This window comes from Howardella ureilytica, assembly GCF_054657495.1.
In genome coordinates this window covers 169,803-188,451 of sequence record NZ_BAAHYP010000001.1, presented here as the reverse complement: position 1 = coordinate 188,451, position 18,649 = coordinate 169,803, and the positions used below count along the sequence as shown (strand labels likewise).

Below are 18,649 nucleotides of genomic sequence, written 5' to 3'. Positions count from 1 at the left end.
CGGAAAGGAGGACATTATGAACGATTTTGACAGACACATAGGGCTGTTAAAAGCATTTACGAGACTGCAGCCGAATCATAAAAAAATTTATGCCGTATTCTCTGATATTACATCAACGGATGTATATATTCTCATGACCATATATCACTGTATCAGCGGATGGGAATATCAGCATTTTTCGGATGCCGAACCCGTAAGTGTAAGTGAGCTGAGAAAAAGAGTTCATGGCGGAATACTTCCTACAGCCATTTCCAGATCGCTGAAGAACCTTGAATCCGTGGGATATATTAAAAGAACGGCAGATACAAACGATGCAAGAAAAAAGTATGTTGAGCTTACGGAGCAGGGGTATGAAAGTGTAAAAAAATTTGAATTATTAATGAAGAGTTATTGGAATAGAGTATACAGTGAATACGGAACGGAACGGGCAAAGCATTTAACGGATGAAATAAACGCTTTGGCCGATGTGCTGGAGAAACAGGAGATAGATTCGGTAATAAAAATTACAAATGACGATAAAAAGCAATAATTTAAGAGGTTAAATATGAAAAGATGGATGAATGCCTTAGGAAGGTACAAGGGCTCCGTTATTCTTATTATTATTTTCCTTATTGTTGAAGCACTGTGCGATATTACACTGCCGGGTTATACATCTAAAATGATAGATACGGGTATACAAAACAGCGGAATAGAACATGTCGCTCCGGAAAAAATAACAAAAGAAGAATACGAATATGCTCAGTTGTTTATGGATGATGAAGAAAAGCAACTGTGGGATAATTCATATACGGAAAACGGAGATATTTATGAACTTAAGAGTTTAAGTAAAAAGGAACTTGATAATTTGGACGATAAATTGTCAGGTGCCCTGATTATGAATAATCAGCTTTCAAGTGTAGACGAAAGCACATTTGAGAAAATGATGAATCAGGGTGACAGTCAGACAAAGATAACTCCGGAAATGCTGGGAATAAAAGAATTCCCGGCAGACTTGAGACCGATCATCATTAATATGGTACAAGCGGGAAGAATGAATTCCGACAATCTCATATCCATGAAGAACGAGCTTAATTCCAAATTGGACGAAATCGGAGCTACGATTAAAAATTCAATGGGAATAGCATATGCAAAGAAAATGGATAAAATGGCAGGTGTCGACGTTGACGCCGTTCAGCAGAGATTTTTATGGACCAACGGCGGAATAATGATTGTTATCGCTGCAATAATGGCTGTTGCAATGATTATTAATGCTTTGTTGGCTGCCAAAGTAGGTGCGGCTATCGGAAGAGACTTAAGAGAGCAGACGTATGAAAATGTCATGAAGTTCTCAAATTCTGAGATTGAGAAATTCTCAACGGCATCACTTATAACAAGAACTACCAACGATATTCAGCAGATTCAGCAGTCCACGACACTTGTACTGAGAATTGCCCTCTATTCTCCGATACTTGCGGCGGCCGGCATTGTGCAGGTTATATTGACCGGATCAGGAATGGGATGGATTATCGGCCTTGCCGTAGCTTTGATATTCGGAGTATTGGCAATCCTTATGGGATTGGCGGTACCTAAGTTTAAAAGTGTTCAAAAACTCATTGATAACGTAAACAGGATATCAAGAGAAATCCTTACGGGTATGCCGGTAATAAGAGCGTTTAACAGAGAGAAAAAGGAAGAAGTAAGATTTGAAAAGTCCAATAAAGATCTGTTTAAAACACAGTTATTTATAGGAAAAATAATGTCATTTCTTATGCCTGTTCTCATGTTTATTATGTTTGGAATGTCTGTATTAATAATATGGGTAGGCGGACATAAAATCGACGAGGGAACATTGCAAATAGGTCAAATGACATCGTTTATTACATATTCCATGCTTATAGTAATGTCATTCCTGATGCTGACAATGCTTGCGCTTATAGTTCCCAGAGCAATGGTTGCGGCTGACAGAATAGATGAAGTTATTACTACGGAATCATCGATAAAAAATGCTGACAATGCGGTTGAGCTTAACAATCCAAAGGGTGTTGTCGAATTTAAAAATGTCAATTTCGCATACGACGGAGCAGAAGGGGATATGGTGCTTAAAGATATCAGCTTTAAGGCAGAACCCGGAAAAACAACGGCGATTATAGGAAGTACGGGATGCGGAAAAACAACTCTTATACAATTAATACCGAGATTATATGATGTTACGGACGGAGAGATAACCATAGACGGTATTAATGTAAAGGATATTGACATTAAGTCATTAAGAAAAGCAATCGGATATGTTCCTCAAAAGAGAATTCTTTTCTCAGGAACCATTGCAACTAATATTGCATACGGAAATGACGACGCAACCATGGAAGATATAGAGAAGGCCGCAAAGATTGCACAGGCCGAGGAGTTTATTGAGAGCAAAGAAGATAAATATGATTCGCCTATTTCCCAGGGCGGTACCAATGTATCGGGAGGTCAGAATCAGAGACTTCAAATCGCAAGAGCTCTTGCAAAACATCCTAAAATACTTTTATTTGATGACAGCTTCTCGGCTCTTGATATGAAGACCGACAAGCTGCTCAGAGAAACCCTTTCCAAAGAAGTCAAAGATGCCACACTTATCATTGTTGCACAAAGAGTAGGCACCATTATTAACGCCGATCAGATTATTGTACTTGACGAAGGCAGTATCGTGGGAATGGGAACACATGAAGAATTATTAAAGAACTGCGAAACATACAGAGAAATTGCCGAGTCACAGTTATCTAAAGAGGAACTGTACGGGAAGGAGGTGGCTGAATAATGGCTGAAAACAGACAGAAGAAAAACGGCGGCGGACCATTCGGTCACAACGGACCCGGTGAAAAGGCAGGTAATTTCTGGAAGTCAATAGGTCGCCTGTTTAAGTATATGGGCGTATACCGAATAATGATTATTGTTTCATTTGCATTATCGGCTGCCAGTACGGTGTTTTTCGTTGTAGGTCCAAAGATACTCGGAAATGCAACGTCGGAACTTGCCTCAGGCCTCTCCGGCAAAATATCGGGCAACGGCGGAATGAATTTCGAAGTAATAGGAAGAATACTTATTACCGTATTAATAATATATTCAATAGGTGCATTGTTTTCTTTCTTTGCCAATATTCTTATGGCATATATTGCGCAAAATGTTACATTTAAAATGCGTAAAGACATATCGGTTAAGTTAAATAACCTTCCGATGAGTTATTTTGAGAGTCACAAGCACGGCGACATATTATCTGCCATAACCAATGATGTTGATACTCTCGGACAGGCGTTAAACCAGAGTATATCAAGTGTCATCACATCAATTGCCACAATTATAGGCGTCGTGGTTATGATGCTTACGATTAATCCGCTTCTTACGTTAATCGCAGTTGTCATGATACCTTTATCATTCGGACTGATTGCAGTTACAGTAAAAAAATCTCAGAAGCACTTTATTGCACAGCAACAGCACCTTGCATCTTTAAACGGACAGGTTGAAGAGAATTACGGCGGACATCTTGTAATTACGGCGTTTAATAAAGAAGAGGATGTAATTAATGACTTCAAAGATGAAAACAAGATAATGTATACATCGGCTTGGAAGTCACAGTTTATTTCCGGACTCATGCAGCCGATAGTATTTGGTATAGGTAATATAGCATATGTTGCGGTGGCGATATTCGGAAGTATGCTTGCAATAAACGGAACAATTAAAATCGGTGATATTCAGGCATTTATCCAATATGTAAGAAATCTTGCTCAGCCTATCCAGCAGCTGTCGCAGGTTATGACTCAGGTTCAAACCATGGCGGCGGCTTCGGAAAGAGTATTTAAGTTTATTGACGAACCTTCGGAGAAGCCTGTGGAAAATCCGATTTCACTTCCTGAAAATATTGAAGGCAAGGTTGAGTTCGAACATGTTCATTTCGGATATGTTGAGAATCAGACGATTATTAATGACTTTACGTTTACGGCAGAACCTCACAACAAGGTTGCCATTGTAGGTCCTACGGGTGCCGGTAAGACTACATTGGTAAAGTTACTTATGAGATTTTATGATCTTAACAGCGGCTCAATTAAGATAGACGGAGTGGATATCGGCAAAGTCGACAGATCCGAGGTAAGAAGTGAGTTCGGTATGGTTCTTCAGGACACGTGGCTGTTTGGCGGAACCATAATGGAAAACCTCAGATACGGCAAGGAGAATGCTACGGATGAAGAGGTTATTCAGGCTGCCAAATCAGCCCATGCTGATCACTTTATAAGGAATCTGCCTGACGGATATAATACTGTTTTAAATGAAGACGCAAGTAACCTTTCTCTCGGAGAGAGACAGCTGCTTACAATAGCAAGAGCGTTCCTTGCAGACAGGAAAATGCTTATACTTGACGAAGCAACTTCAAGCGTTGATACAAGAACGGAAGCGATTATACAAAGTGCCATGGACAATCTTATGAAAGGCAGAACCAGCTTTGTAATAGCTCACAGATTATCTACAATTAAAAATGCGGATCAGATATTGGTTCTTAATAAGGGGGATATCGTAGAGCAGGGCAATCATAATGAATTGCTTGCAAAGGGAGGTTTTTATGCCGATCTTTATAATTCGCAATTTTCCGAGGATGAATAAACGGATAATACATGGAAAAGTACAAAAAGAGTGGGGTACATATTATGTACCCCACTCTTTTTATTTTTGCCGAATATATCAGTAAAATATTATCACATTAAATCAGTGTCGTCATATTCGTCGTCATATCTATCAGGACGGGTTTTCTTTCTCGTCTTTAATATGAATATTGTTACACCGCCGGCTATTGCACAGACGCCGATTATAAGAAGCATTAACCCCTTGTCGCCTATTCCGCCCGTAAAAGGAAGCTGTACGGAAGGTAATTTTAACTTATTTTCGATTACAAGATTTTTTACCGGTTCATATGCATTATTTGCCGGGAGAGCTATGTAAGATTCAGGTTTGCCCTCGGGAGTGTTAAATGTAATCATTGTCTCGATTTTATCGGTAAGATTCTGATAATAGTCCGGATAATGAGTATTCAGATTATCTTCTTTGATGTAATATGTGTATTCTTCGCCTGTATCGGAATATACAGGGAGATTATACCATGTTGCGTGCCACGGAGCTGTTTCCGAATATGTAAGAGTGGCCTGAGGTGCATCCGAACCATCTTTCATTTTTGGAGTATATACCTGTGTTTGTGTATTTTCGTCGGTATTTCCGTCCAATGTTATTTTATACGGAAGCGCCGTTGCCATTTTCTCTGAAGCTGTCTTTCTATAGAGAGTAAATGTGGCTGTTGCGAGATTAGGCATCTTCTCCCACTTTTTATCGAAGTCTATATCCACAAGGTGGAATACGGTTCGTTTATTTTCTATAGTCATATTATAGAATCCGGAAGAATATCCGTCCGTGGTTCTCTGCACCGAAATAACACGCTGATTATCGGGAGAATCATAATTTGCTTCCGGTTTTATAATTTTATTTCCGAACTTGTCCGGAGCGGTTCTTTCTATCAGAATATAAGGATATTCCGTCTCGGAAGTTGAAAGAGTAAGATTGTTATACGTCGCTATACCGTCTTTGTCGGAAGTCGATGAGCCGATATAATATCCCGTACGGGACTGACCTGTTTTAGGATCCGTATAAGTAACGGTTTTACCGGAGTCCGTAGCCTCTTCATAACTTCCGTAAATGTCATATACCGCGCCTTTGAGAACAGTTTCCGGATTATCCGTATCGACCGTCTTCGTTCTCAAATTAAATGTGTTGGTATATGTGTTCACTATTGAAATCTTATCGTGATTATCTTCCTTAAGCACGGCATTAAAGGAAACGGTATTGTTGCTCTGATCAAAATTCGAATTTAAGGAATTTCCGTCTTCTTTAACAAGTACAACCGTATTTGAATACTTATCACTTATGTAATTGCTCTGTATTCCCTTCCAATCTTTCAATTTATCTGCTGAATTAAGCCCGATAACCCATGTAAAGGTTCTGCCGTCGGCAGATCTTGTGGCATCGGCAAGATACAGCGTATTCGAATCCTTGTATTGGCTGTCATCCTCGTCTTTTTGCTTTGACTGAAAAGTTATTTTATAACCGCTTTCCCTGTCATTTTTGCTCTTGTTTACCATTTCATCAAGGTCTGATGTTGTTATACCCGAAAATGAGGCTGTCAGGGTCACGGAGTTCTGATCCGGATGATTTAAAATATCATAGACATGGTTTATCTTTTTTGTATTTCCGTTGACTGTTGTATCTTCATATACGATTTTAGAATCTCCCACCGTATTGCCGTATTCGTCATATTGCTGAATTGCAACATTGGCATTTGAATCGACGGTAACTTTCCAATACGAACTGTTATTTTCAAAACCGTTGGGAACGGTACTCTCAACAAGATAATAGTCTTTGTTTTTTTGCAGATTATTAAAAAATACAAATCCGTTATTGTCGGATGAAACCGTTGATACAAGAGTACCGCCTGCCGACGGTAAATTATCACCGTAGAGTTTAAACTCGGCACCTGAAAGTGAGGAAACAGGATTATTATCGCTGTCAGATTCATATTTCTTTATCAGAAGCGAACCTGTGTTAACCGGAGTGTAAAAGTTGTCATAAACCAGGCTGTAAGATTTACCGCCTAACAGGTGCTGTCTCAGGTTGTTGGTAGAGTTAACCGTGGAGTCGACACTTGTGGTTTCATGTCCGAACTTTGACTCCGATAAATTGTTGCCGGTGTCATCCGTATAATAATGAGTTATAAGGGTTGTAACATCATATCCGGAAAGAGCCGTTCCGGATTCTTTCTCTATGAATGTGTATTGCTCATTGTTGATAACGGGAATAACCCATCTGTAACTCAACGAACCGTCTGTTTTTCCGAGATAGTCATAATCCTCGGTGGATGAATTTTTGATTGACAGATAATCAGAAAGATTGCTGTTGATTTTAACATCCGTAGTGAGAGGATTCGTACCCCGCGTCATTATATTATTTACCTGCGACTCGTCTATTCCGAAGAAGTTTTCACTGAGGGATAATTCCTTTGTCTTGGCTACGAGTACGCCGTCAATGTGGTAATCGTCACCTTCGTCCTTTACGATATACCATCTTATTGAAAAGTTATCGGATGTTTTAGGACTGCTGACAGGAGGTCTGTTTGAGGTGGAACCCGGAGCCATATTTATGCTTTCTTCACGGTTGTAAAGATATGTAAGTAAAGAAGTATCAAGCTCCGTGGCGTTGATTCCGTCTGCAGGGGTGTATCGGTTTTCCTGAGCGGTTTTGGAAGCTTGGGAGGTGACATAATCAATAACGATTTGCGTACTCAAATTGTTTGGGTCAAATGAATGTGCAAAAGAACTCCTTATGGCCTCATTTGCCCATGAATACATTATGGTATCGCTGCCTATATAATCGCTTTGGGCATAATAAATATGACCTACTGCAATCTGACCGGTCCACAATGGATTTGCTCTTTTTTGAGTATCGCCCACCGTATCGAGTATGGTTGCGTTACGTCCGATGAAGAACCTGACAACGTCGGAAATCTGAGTCCACTTTCCTTTTAAGATAGTACCTGTGGGAACAGTGACACGATTGCCGTTTACATCTGTTATAACGGCATTAGTGCCGCTTTTTGTTATTTCGGCTCCCTCAGGGAATACATATCTTTTTCCGTTGATTGTGGCTTCCCAGCCGTCAAAGCGAATGTCTTTTCCCGGGGACTTGCCTGCAGAAGCCAAAGTTGCGGTTTGAGCATCTCCGGATCTTCTTACCCATGTATAATATCCGTTGTCGCTTTTTGTTCCGTTTACGGAAGAAAGAGTCTCTCCGTCGGCAATTGAAGTTATGGATGAGCTCAGCGTCGGTTCGGATGATGAATCCTGAATATATGTATTACCGTTTTTTCTGTACCATGAACCGCCGGTAGGGAAGTGATATTGGGTTCTGAAAGCTGAAAGACCGAAATCATATGTAATAAAATTAGCGTCCGCATATTTTGCAAGAGTAAGGTATTCATTGGCGCCGGTGTTGTCATTGTACGAACCGAATATGCCTTGATCGCCTCCTCCGTATAAGTTAATATTATAAGTCTGCCTGTTGTTGTTGGAAGATGTTGACAGCATCACCTGTCCCGGGTATGTTCCGGTGTTGTTATTTCTTACATATATGGTTGTTGAATTGTTAAGAGACGACGATGTTGTAAGTGCTCGGGATGACAGACTCATATATTCGCCGGAATCAATGGCCTTAATATTGTATCCGTTTGTTACTCCGTCTACTTTTGAAAAATACCATAGTGTAATACTTGAAGTGGTATTGACAATTCCGTTACTCATGGACAGATTGGTGGAATAATAAAGTCTGTTGCTTCCGCTTTTGCTTGATGTAAGAGCATAGAGCGTACCGTTATTTCCCTGTCGGTTCGTATTGACGATGACATACGGACCGCTTTCAATGGAGTTATAGTCCGTGACGTTAACCACGGCATACATTGAAAAGCCTTCGGTATTGAAATCAAGAGAAGTAACTTTATCGCCTTTGTCATCGGTTTTGGATATAACATTATTGTTATTATTGTTATTATTGTTTACTTTGTCATTATCCGTTACAAGATTTTTCACATCAACGGCATCGGAAGTTCCGTTGGTGAAATGCAGCACTCCGACTCTGCTTGATGTGTTGTCGGGGGTTACGTTAATCGGAACTTTATCATTGTAATCAAAGGAAACCTTGGCCTTGTCGGATACATCAATGTAACTTCCGTCCGAAGTATAGAAACTTATATCATAATAAGCGGCGCTTTCCAATGTTCCGGATACGGCTTCCTTTGCGCTTTTTTCAAGCTCTGAGTACTGTTCGCCGTTGTTGTCATTTGTAATTCTTTTAACACTGAGAACCGCATCGGAAGGCACGGCTGTTTCTTTCGGAAGAGTTACCGTAACATTTAAGTCTTCATCGGAATATTTGTATTCTTTTCCGCCCGTAAATTCATCATCGGCGGAAGTGTTTACATTCTCTTTTAAGTCGTAATTATCTCCTGATGATGTGTTTTCGCCTTTAACATTTGTGAAGCGAAATGAAATAACGGTCACACATAATATCGCAATACATATTACGGCGACCAGAATCTTCGGAATATGCTTTTTAATATTGTAGCTCATATAATGTCCCCTATATTATGCAGAGCATTTAATTTAACTCTATGTTAAAGCTGTCGTAATTCAAATATATTATATTTAAAGCGTAATAATTACCGATTGTATGTTTGCGGGCACTGATAAAACATCATCACGGGATGACGTGTATGACATCGGAAATAAATATATGCCTTATACAACGGTAATCTACTATGCTTATTTCATGTAAATTCTAAATTAATTCTAAAATTACGCCATTGAAGTGTCAATGAATGAATGTATGAATCCATACATTATATAGAATGTGTAAATAATATTTTATTTATCAGAAAAACAAGTAAAACTAATAATGTAAATAATGGCATATAATATAAGGAAATAATATTTTTAAAAAGTCCTTTGATATCTGATTAGGTCTGCTAAATACAATACTAAACATAATGCATATTGAAGTGACATATGTTTAGACGAATGCATAAAATTAATAATATTAGGATTGAAGGTCGTAATTTACTGAAATTTATATTATATTAATTATTATTCAATATATACTTTAAATAATTAAGTTTGAAAATGTTATGTATTTTTTAAAGAAAATTGTACACAAAATAAACGCATTTTTACGGCTTTTTTTACAGTCTGATTTGGTACTTTAACAATATTTCTTATGTTAGCCGAAACTAACTTTTTTGAACATACTTTTTTTGTATGATAAAATTCAATGAAATATCCAAATTTACTTAAATGTCTACATTATAGTATACATTTAATTGTTGTTGTTATTAAATTTTGTTGTTTCTATTAATATGTCACAAAGAGAGAAAGTATGAGTAGACTAACTTTAACCACGAAAGATCAGGCTCAGGAAACGATAGAGGTTCTCTATAAAGATCTTGAGAGAAGAATTGAAGCAAGTCAGCCGGGATTGTGCCCTGTTGATTTGGCAGAAGCATTTGTTCATATGTGTCATTCACAGTCATGCGGAAAATGTACACCATGCAGAGTCGGACTCGGACAGCTTGAATCATTAATCAACGATGTTCTTGACGGTAAGGCTTCCATGAATACATTAGACACAATAGAGCATACCGCGGAATCTATTTTTTATACGGCAGACTGCGCCATAGGTTCAGAAGCTGCAAGAATGGTTCTTAAAGGCATAAAAGGATTCAGAGATGAGTATGAATCACATGTTAATGAGGGCAGATGCGGCGGTTCTCATCACAGAGCCATACCTTGCATATCAATGTGTCCGGCACATGTTGATGTTCCGGGATATATTTCTCTTATCCATGAGGGAAGATATGAGGATGCGGTAAATCTTATAAGAAAAGACAATCCGTTTCCGGCGGCTTGCGGTCTTATATGCGAACATCCTTGTGAGTCGGACTGCCGTCGTACAATGGTAGACGATCCGATTAATATCAGAGGTCTTAAGAGATATGCCGTTGAACATGAAGGAGACATAAAGACTCCTGCCATCATGGACAGCACAGGCAAAAAAGTGGCCATAGTGGGAGGAGGTCCGGGAGGACTCTCTGCGGCATATTATCTTGCCATCATGGGACATGACGTAACAGTTTATGAGCAGAGAAAACAGCTTGGCGGAATGCTTCGTTACGGAATTCCTACATACAGACTTCCGTCGGAAGTTCTCGATAAGGAAATAAACGGCATACTGTCAACAGGTATAAAGACTAAGATGAATGTAAGTATCGGTAATGATATTTCTCTTGCCAATCTGCTTTCTGAAAATGACGCCGTATTTGTTTCCATCGGTGCGCATACCGATAAAAAAATAGGAATTGACGGCGAAGATGCCGATGGTGTAACAAGTGCGGTTGAGATGCTCAGATCCATAGGCGATAAAGAGCAGGTTGATTATACCGGACAGGATATTGTAGTTGTCGGAGGCGGAAACGTTTCCATGGACGTTGCCCGTTCTGCCGTAAGACTCGGAGCAAAGAGCGTAAAGGTTGTATACAGAAGAAGAATAAGCGATATGACTGCTCTCGAAGAGGAAATATACGGTGCAATAGCGGACGGTTGTGAGATTATAGAACTTAACGCTCCTGTAAGAATAGAAAAGGACGCTGACGGCAAGGTGAGTTCATTGGTTGTACAGCCTCAGATTATAGGTGCCATAAAGAACGGAAGAGCAAGCGTTAAGGCTGCTGACACTCCTGAAGTTGAGATTAAGTGTGATAAGGTAATCGTTGCAATCGGTCAGGGAATCGATTCATCCAAACTTGAAGAGTCGGGCGTACATATTACAAGGGGTCATATCGATGCACTTGATACGTCCGGAGTAGAAGGCGTTGACGGATTATTTGCCGGAGGAGATTGTGTTACCGGTCCTGCCACGGTTATTAAAGCCATTGCCGCAGGAAAGGTTGCCGCAGCAAATATTGATGAATATCTCGGATATAATCATATTATTGATGCGGGAATCGAATTACCTAGAATAAGATTCAGCGATCATGAGCCTTGCGCAAGAGTTAACATGAGAGAGATTTCTCCGTCTGAAAGAGTAAAATCATTCGAACTTATGGAAATCGGCATGACTGACGAAGAGGCTTGTCAGGAATCCGCAAGATGCCTGCATTGTGACCATTTCGGTTACGGAAGCTTTAGGGGAGGTAGAAGAGAAAAATGGTAAATATTACAATTAACGGTAAAGCTGTTCAGGTACCGGAGAAAACAACTATCCTTAAAGCGGCGCAGTCTGCGGGAATAAACCTTCCTACACTTTGCCATTGGGAAGGCATCAATGAAATAGGTGCATGTCGTGTATGTGTTGTTGAAGTTGAGGGTTACGATAAATTGTTTACCGCCTGCAACAACACGGTAGACGAAGGAATGGTCATATATACCAACAGCAAAAAGGCAAGAATTGCCAGAAGAAACAATGTGGAACTTATTCTTTCACAGCATAATACGGATTGCCCTACATGCGTAAGAAGCGGAAACTGTTCATTACAGAAGGTATCAAATGAACTTAACATAAGAGAAATCAGTTTTGAAAAAGATGTTCCTATTGCAAAACTCGATAAGACATTTCCGTTTACAAGAGATGATTCAAAATGTATCAAATGCATGCGTTGTGTACAGGTATGTGACAATATGCAGAATACTCATGTTTGGGACGTTATTAACACGGGATCGAGAACAACGGTTGGATTTTCTTCAGGCGACTGCTTAGACCATACGGATTGCGCAATCTGCGGTCAGTGTGTTAAGCATTGTCCTGTAGGAGCCCTCAGAGAAAGAGATGATACGGACAGATTATTCGAATGTATCGAAGACCCTGAGAAGATTGTTGTAATGCAGATTGCTCCTTCAATAAGAACGGCATGGGGTGAGCCTTTCGGATTAGATGACGAGACGGCGTCAATGAAGAGACTTTGTGCGGCATTTAAAGAGATGGGCGTGGATTATGTATTTGATACGGACTTCGCCGCCGATCTTACTATTATGGAGGAAGCAAATGAATTCGTTCATAAGCTTACACATCCTGAAGAAGCTGCTAAATTTCCTATGTTTACATCATGTTGTCCGGCATGGATCCGCCACTGCAAGGCATTTCATCCTGATTTTGTGGATCAGCTTTCCACATCAAAATCACCGCAGCAGATGTTCGGACCTATTGCAAAGACATATTATGCAAACATTCTCGGAGTTGATCCTAAGAATATAGTGTGCGTTTCGGTAATGCCTTGCATCGCCAAGAAGAAAGAGGCGGAGATTCCTGTTCTTAATGACGCATGCGGAGAGCCTGATGTTGATTTTTCAATTACAACTAGAGAGGTCTCCCGTATGATTAAGGCTGCCAATATCAACCCTGCGGGTCTTGAAGAGATAGAACTTGACATGCCTCTCGGCATTGCGACGGGAGCCGGTCACATATTCGGAGCAACCGGAGGAGTTATGGAAGCGGCTCTCAGAACCGCATACAATGTTGTGACAGGCGAGAATGCGGATCCCGATGCGTTTAAGGAAGTAAGAGGACAGGAAGAGTGGAGAGAACTTTCTCTTGATATTAACGGAACCACATTAAAGATTGCCGTTGCACACACTCTCGGTGCCGCAGACAGACTTCTCGATGCATTGAGAAAGGGTGAGGCTGATTATCATTTTGTAGAGGTCATGGCATGTCCGGGCGGATGTGTTAACGGCGGCGGTCAGCCTATAGTTAACGGATACAGCAAACAAAAGGAAAGAGCCGATATCTTATATAAGATTGACAGAAATGATAAATTGAGATTTTCACATGAAAATCCTTCAATTATAGCCGTATACAGAGACTTTTTGGGAGAACCTCTTTCAGAGCTTGCCGAAAAGCTTCTTCATACCGATCATCATGCATGGAAAATGTATAATGAAAAGTAATACGGTATAAGATATATAATTATTTAACGGAATATTTTGAAATTTTAAAAGACCATGGCATATGCATTTGAGATGTGATGCCATGGTCTTTTTGATTTCTGATACTTAAATATTCCTTATATAACAACTTACCGAAAAGCAATTAATAAATTAGATATAAAACCGTCATATTGTATTAAAATTCGTACAATCGATTTGACTTTAATGTTGCTATGAATTATTATTAAAACATTATAATTTAATATAATTTGTATAAAATTATATTAAATTGCAGCCGGCATAAACAGTCGCTGTCATTTGTCGGATCTATATATTTTGCCGCATCATAAACATAATACCGGTGTTTTGAAACGGATTGATTTAACGGAGGTCATTATGAAAGTACTATCGGTTTTGGCCGCACTTGCGGCAACTGTCGGAATACTGTTTCTCGTATCCGCCCCGACAGGGGTAGAACATCAAAATGAACACCAAGACGAGCAAACGGAACATGTTGAAGATACGACAGAGGGACACCATTCCGGTGATAACGGCTATATTGTTAATGTATTTGAGCCTGATTACAGATACTAATGATTATATGATGAAATAAATTAATCTTAATAAACTGTACAGGCTCTTTTATTATTATTGAAAGGAGATAAATATGTTTTATGCAATTTTCTTCTTTGCTTGGATCGTATTTAACGGAAGATGGACATTGGAAGTTATGCTGTTCGGATTCGGAATAGCGGCCGCAGTTTACATTTTTGCCTGGAAAGCACTCGGATACGGTCCTAAGCAGGAAGCGTTTATATTTAAAAATATCGGACGACTTTTTAAATATGCATTTGTTCTATGGTGGGAAATCGTTAAAGCAACATTCGGAACATTAAAATTTATAATGACTCCGGGAGATACCATTGAACCGCGTCTTGTATATTTTAAAAATCCTGATATCAAATCCGATGTCGGAAAAGCGACTCTTGCCAACTCAATAACCATGACTCCCGGTACGATTACATGTGATATAGACGATGATGTATTTATAGTGCATGCTCTTGACGTAAGTATGTCGGAGGGAATGGATGAGTCGGTATTTGTAGAGCAGATAAAGAAAATGGAGGAGAAATTATAATGATTGAAAAAACGTTATATTCAGACATTTTCCTGCTTATTTGTATGTTTGCGATGGCGGCGATGCTGCTGATGCTGTTAATACGGGCGATAAGAGGCCCCAGATACACGGATCGTATTTTGGCAGGCAATATGATAAGCACCAATACGATGGCATTTATATGCCTTCTTGCCATATTTTTACATGAAGATTTTATATTTGACGTTGCCGTAATATATGCGGTTCTCGGATTTATTGCCGTTGTTGTTCTTTCAAAGATCATAGTTGCGAAAGAAAAAAAGCATAGGCTGCGCGGTGATGAAAAATCAAGGGTAGTAAATGTTAACAGAGAGGAGGACGATGACTGATGCTGATAAGATTTATTATAGCAGCCTGCCTTGTGGGGTTCGGAGTCTTCCTGTTTGCAATGTCCACATTCGGAGTATTCAAGTTTAAATATGTGCTTAACAGAATGCATGCCGCCGCAATAGGAGATTCACTGGCATTATTTTCAGTGCTTGCGGGCGTGGGCGTTATGACAGGACTTACTTATTCAACGCTGAAACTTGTAATTATTTTAGTATTCTTTTGGCTGACTGCTCCTGTTTCATCTCACATGATTGCAAAGATGGAGATAGCTACAATAACCGCAGAAGACTCTGAGGAATTTAAGAAGAGATTTGATGAGGGGGTAGATAAGGATGTTTGATGCAACCACATTACTTGTATGGACCCTGTTAGGTTTTCTTATTCTGTGCGCCGTGGCATCAACCGTGGTTAAGAGTCTTTTGACTACTACTTTGATATTTATGTCGTACAGCCTTGTTATGTCCATTATATGGTTATTTTTGGAATCCCCCGATCTTGCCGGAACCGAGGCAGCGGTTGGTGCGGGAGTAACGACCATACTGTTCTTTGTTACATATAATAAGATTAAGGCTTTGGATAAGAAGAAAAAGGAAGAAGCCGACAAAGAATCCGAGGCGGATAAAAATGAAGATGATAACACTTAAGGAGGAGAACGATGGAAGAAAAAGAAAAAAAACAGCTCTCCTCCGTACCTGAGAAACATAATGCATTTGTTGATTGGGTAAACGGTGAAGAGCGTCCGAAAACAGAAAAAAAGGTTATCAGAGAAAATATCAGAAGACCGAAAAAAGAAAAAAAAGAAGACGAGATAAAAAATTACAGGAAATTTAAAAAAGTCTATATCGGACTTGCAATTGCCATGTGCTGCGCGTTTATAGTTCTTCTTTTAGTTGTTGTCAATTTTGACCCATCCTTCGGAATTATTGATGCGCCTACCAATAACGAGGTTTCAGCAAAATATATAGAAGACGGATTGGCAGATACAGGTGCTACCAATGTTATTGCCAGTATGATTCTTGACTATAGAGCATTTGATACGCTGGGCGAGTCAACGGTTCTTTTCTCTGCCGTGGCCGCAGTAATAATTCTTCTGAGAAGGGATGAAGAAAAAAGAAACGCCAAAGAGCAGGCGGAATTTGACAAAGAAACTGCCGTTATAAAAGAGGAAACTCTTACCGAAGAAAAATATCCTAACATAATTCTTCAGGTTATTTCAAAATTTGTCATTCCGATAATATTTATATTCGGAATATATGTTGTCCTTAACGGACATCTCTCTCCGGGAGGAGGATTCTCCGGAGGCGCAATAATAGGTGCCGGTTTGATACTGTATGCGGTATCATTCGGAGACAGAAAAGCAAAGAAATTTTTTAACTTTAAAATATTTACTGCCATAACAAGCGGTGCGTTGTTAACATATGCGGGACTTAAATGTTATTCATTCTATACGGGTGCCAATCATTTACATTCAATTATTTCTACCGGAACACCGGGTGCGATACTGAGCGGCGGACTTATATTACCGCTTAACATATGTGTAGGATTTATAGTTGCATGTACAATGTTCGGCTTCTACAAATTATTCTCGAAAGGAGAGATTTAAGCTTATGGATTATATCTTGAATCATTATTATGAAATTGCTTCAATGATTCTGTTCGGTATAGGCTTAATGGGACTGTTGCTTCACAACAACCTTGTTAAAAAAGCAATAGGACTGAATATAATGGATACGGCTGTATATCTCTATCTTGCTTCGAGAGGTTTTGTGTTTGGGAGAGTGGCTCCGATTCTCGGGGACAATCTCTCACCGGATGCAGCACAGTATATCAACCCTATACCGGCGGGTCTTGTACTTACCGGAATCGTAGTTTCTGTCAGTACAACAGCATTCTTTCTTGCTCTGATACAGAGACTGTATAAGAAATATCACACTCTTAATCTTGATGAAATCATGATTAAGAGTAAACAGGAAAAGGAGGGTGAATAATGCCGTTTATATATAATGTTCCCTTCATAAGTATCCTGTTGATGCTGATTGTTGCAATGATGACGCCGTTTATCAGAAAATGGGGCAAAGCGGCATGCACGGTCAATTTGGCTTCGGTAATATTTACGGGAGCTTTGAACGCAGCATTGCTTGTTAATCTTGTTCAAAATGATGCAAGTTTCACATACATGATGGGACATTTCCCTGCGCCTTTCGGAAACGAACTGAAGGCAGGTCCGTATGAAGCCCTTATCGCGACTGTATTTTGTTTTGTAATGGCGTTATCAATCATCGGCGGATTAAGAAATGTATTTGAAGACGTCAAATCAAAAAAACAGTATTTGTATTTTATAATGCTTGACCTTCTTCTTTGTTCATTGCTTGCCCTTACGTATACAAATGATATGTTTACCGGATACGTATTTATAGAGATAAATACAATTGCTTCATGTGCGATTGTTATGGCAAAGGATTCGGGAAAGACCATTGTGGCAACAACACGTTACATGATAATGAGTGCCATAGGATCGGGATTATTCCTTCTGGGTATCTCAATGCTTTACGGAATTACCGGTCACCTTCTTATGGAACATTTGGGAGAATCCGTAAGAATGTTGTGGGCAAGCGGACAATATACAATTCCGCTTGTAACAGTTATCGGAATAGTAAGCGTTGCAATAGCAATCAAATCGGCGCTGTACCCATTTCATTCATGGCTTCCGAGCGCACACGCATCGGCAACGTCTACATCAAGTTCCATACTTTCCGGACTTGTACTTAAAGGCTACATAGTACTTTTAATTAAATCCGTATACAGAGTGTTCACTCCCGAGATTATGCAGGAATCACATATAGCGGATGTTCTTCTGGTTCTCGGCGTACTCGGTATGATGATGGGATCCGTAAACGCTTTGAGAGAGAGACATTTAAAGAGGATGGCCGCATACTCTTCTGTTGCTCAAATCGGATATATCTTCATGGGTATCGGAATAAATTCCGAAATCGGAATTATAGCGGCAACTTTGCATATCATATCTCACGCCATAACAAAACCTATGTTGTTCCTTTCGGCAACAGGTCTTGCAAATGTATCGGGGCATTCATATGACTTTAAGAAATTGAGGGGAGCGGCTCATAAAAATAAACTTGCGGGTATTGCGTTTACAATCGGAGGTCTGTCCATGATCGGTATTCCGTTATTTGCAGGTTTTGTTTCTAAGTTGTTCTTCTCGGTGGGAGCCATAGAATCGGATTGGTTCAGATTGCCGATAGTATTGGTTGCGCTTGCTGTATCCACAGCTCTTAACGCAGTATATTATCTCGGGGCAATTATTAATATCTGGAGATTGCCTGAAGAACATCATGAGGGACATCATGCATATTCAGAAGAAGTACCTGTCATCAGTACCCCTGTAAAACATGTTGACTTAACAGGTTATAAGCTCAATGCAACATATGATCACAAAGACGTTGAGAAAGTGCGTGATGAGGCAGAACAGGCGCTTGCGGAAGAGCATGCGCATCATGATGAGAAACATAGGAACTCTGCAGGTTTCGTAATTGCAATGGTATTATTTATTGCGAGCAATTTCGGATTTGGAATATTCTATGAACCGATAGTCAGAATAATTCAGATGGGCATAAAGCTCTTATGATAA

14 protein-coding genes are annotated in these 18,649 nt (G+C 39.7%); 13 read left to right on the top strand and 1 reads right to left on the bottom strand.

The window, feature by feature from the left end:
- The first annotated feature begins 16 nt into the window (after window positions 1-16).
- From ACYQ1N_RS00910 to ACYQ1N_RS00900, 3 genes are read left to right on the top strand one after another with little or no spacing between them, the layout of a single operon-like run.
- Window positions 17-529: a MarR family winged helix-turn-helix transcriptional regulator gene (locus tag ACYQ1N_RS00910; protein ID WP_459831612.1), complete on the top strand. Its 513-nt coding sequence runs from the start codon at window positions 17-19 to the stop codon at window positions 527-529.
- 15 nt (window positions 530-544) lie between these two features.
- The gene (locus ACYQ1N_RS00905; protein WP_459831610.1) at window positions 545-2,779 is read left to right on the top strand and encodes an ABC transporter ATP-binding protein; all 2,235 of its coding nucleotides are present in this window, start codon (window positions 545-547) and stop codon (window positions 2,777-2,779) included.
- Complete coding sequence (locus ACYQ1N_RS00900; RefSeq protein ID WP_459831608.1) at window positions 2,779-4,614, top strand: ABC transporter ATP-binding protein; 1,836 nt, start codon at window positions 2,779-2,781, stop codon at window positions 4,612-4,614. Before ACYQ1N_RS00905 ends, ACYQ1N_RS00900 begins: the two co-directional genes overlap by 1 nt.
- 92 nt (window positions 4,615-4,706) lie before the next feature.
- Here ACYQ1N_RS00900 and ACYQ1N_RS00895 read toward each other — a convergent pair whose 3' ends face one another.
- Entirely contained in the window at window positions 4,707-9,173 is a 4,467-nt protein-coding gene (locus ACYQ1N_RS00895) for a SpaA isopeptide-forming pilin-related protein (protein WP_459831605.1), read from the bottom strand.
- Between the two features lie 802 nt (window positions 9,174-9,975).
- Here ACYQ1N_RS00895 and ACYQ1N_RS00890 point away from each other — a divergent pair.
- From ACYQ1N_RS00890 to ACYQ1N_RS00845, 10 genes are all read left to right on the top strand, one after another.
- Window positions 9,976-11,808 carry an NAD(P)-binding protein gene (locus tag ACYQ1N_RS00890; protein ID WP_459831602.1) on the top strand — a complete coding sequence of 611 codons (1,833 nt, stop codon included), beginning with the start codon at window positions 9,976-9,978 and terminating at the stop codon, window positions 11,806-11,808.
- Window positions 11,802-13,538, top strand: coding sequence for a [FeFe] hydrogenase, group A (locus ACYQ1N_RS00885; protein ID WP_459831600.1), 1,737 nt, complete (start codon window positions 11,802-11,804; stop codon window positions 13,536-13,538). The genes ACYQ1N_RS00890 and ACYQ1N_RS00885 overlap by 7 nt, the downstream gene beginning before the upstream one ends.
- A gap of 375 nt (window positions 13,539-13,913) precedes the next feature.
- Window positions 13,914-14,111: a hypothetical protein gene (locus ACYQ1N_RS00880; RefSeq protein WP_459831598.1), complete on the top strand. Its 198-nt coding sequence runs from the start codon at window positions 13,914-13,916 to the stop codon at window positions 14,109-14,111.
- Window positions 14,112-14,184: 73 nt separating this feature from the next.
- Window positions 14,185-14,655 carry a Na+/H+ antiporter subunit E gene (locus tag ACYQ1N_RS00875; protein WP_459831595.1) on the top strand — a complete coding sequence of 157 codons (471 nt, stop codon included), beginning with the start codon at window positions 14,185-14,187 and terminating at the stop codon, window positions 14,653-14,655.
- A complete protein-coding gene (locus ACYQ1N_RS00870) occupies window positions 14,655-15,002 on the top strand; it encodes an MrpF/PhaF family protein (protein WP_459831592.1) in 348 nt (115 codons plus the stop codon). Before ACYQ1N_RS00875 ends, ACYQ1N_RS00870 begins: the two co-directional genes overlap by 1 nt.
- The gene (locus tag ACYQ1N_RS00865) at window positions 15,002-15,343 is read left to right on the top strand and encodes a cation:proton antiporter (RefSeq protein ID WP_459831590.1); all 342 of its coding nucleotides are present in this window, start codon (window positions 15,002-15,004) and stop codon (window positions 15,341-15,343) included. Before ACYQ1N_RS00870 ends, ACYQ1N_RS00865 begins: the two co-directional genes overlap by 1 nt.
- Window positions 15,336-15,647: a hydrogenase subunit MbhD domain-containing protein gene (locus ACYQ1N_RS00860; protein WP_459831588.1), complete on the top strand. Its 312-nt coding sequence runs from the start codon at window positions 15,336-15,338 to the stop codon at window positions 15,645-15,647. The genes ACYQ1N_RS00865 and ACYQ1N_RS00860 overlap by 8 nt, the downstream gene beginning before the upstream one ends.
- Window positions 15,648-15,658: 11 nt before the next feature.
- Window positions 15,659-16,606, top strand: a complete 948-nt coding sequence (gene mbhE / locus ACYQ1N_RS00855; RefSeq protein ID WP_459831586.1) for a hydrogen gas-evolving membrane-bound hydrogenase subunit E — start codon at window positions 15,659-15,661, stop codon at window positions 16,604-16,606.
- A gap of 4 nt (window positions 16,607-16,610) precedes the next feature.
- Window positions 16,611-16,991, top strand: coding sequence for a sodium:proton antiporter (locus ACYQ1N_RS00850; protein ID WP_177956162.1), 381 nt, complete (start codon window positions 16,611-16,613; stop codon window positions 16,989-16,991).
- Window positions 16,991-18,646, top strand: coding sequence for a complex I subunit 5 family protein (locus tag ACYQ1N_RS00845; RefSeq protein WP_459831583.1), 1,656 nt, complete (start codon window positions 16,991-16,993; stop codon window positions 18,644-18,646). The genes ACYQ1N_RS00850 and ACYQ1N_RS00845 overlap by 1 nt, the downstream gene beginning before the upstream one ends.
- The last annotated feature ends 3 nt before the right edge of the window (window positions 18,647-18,649 follow it).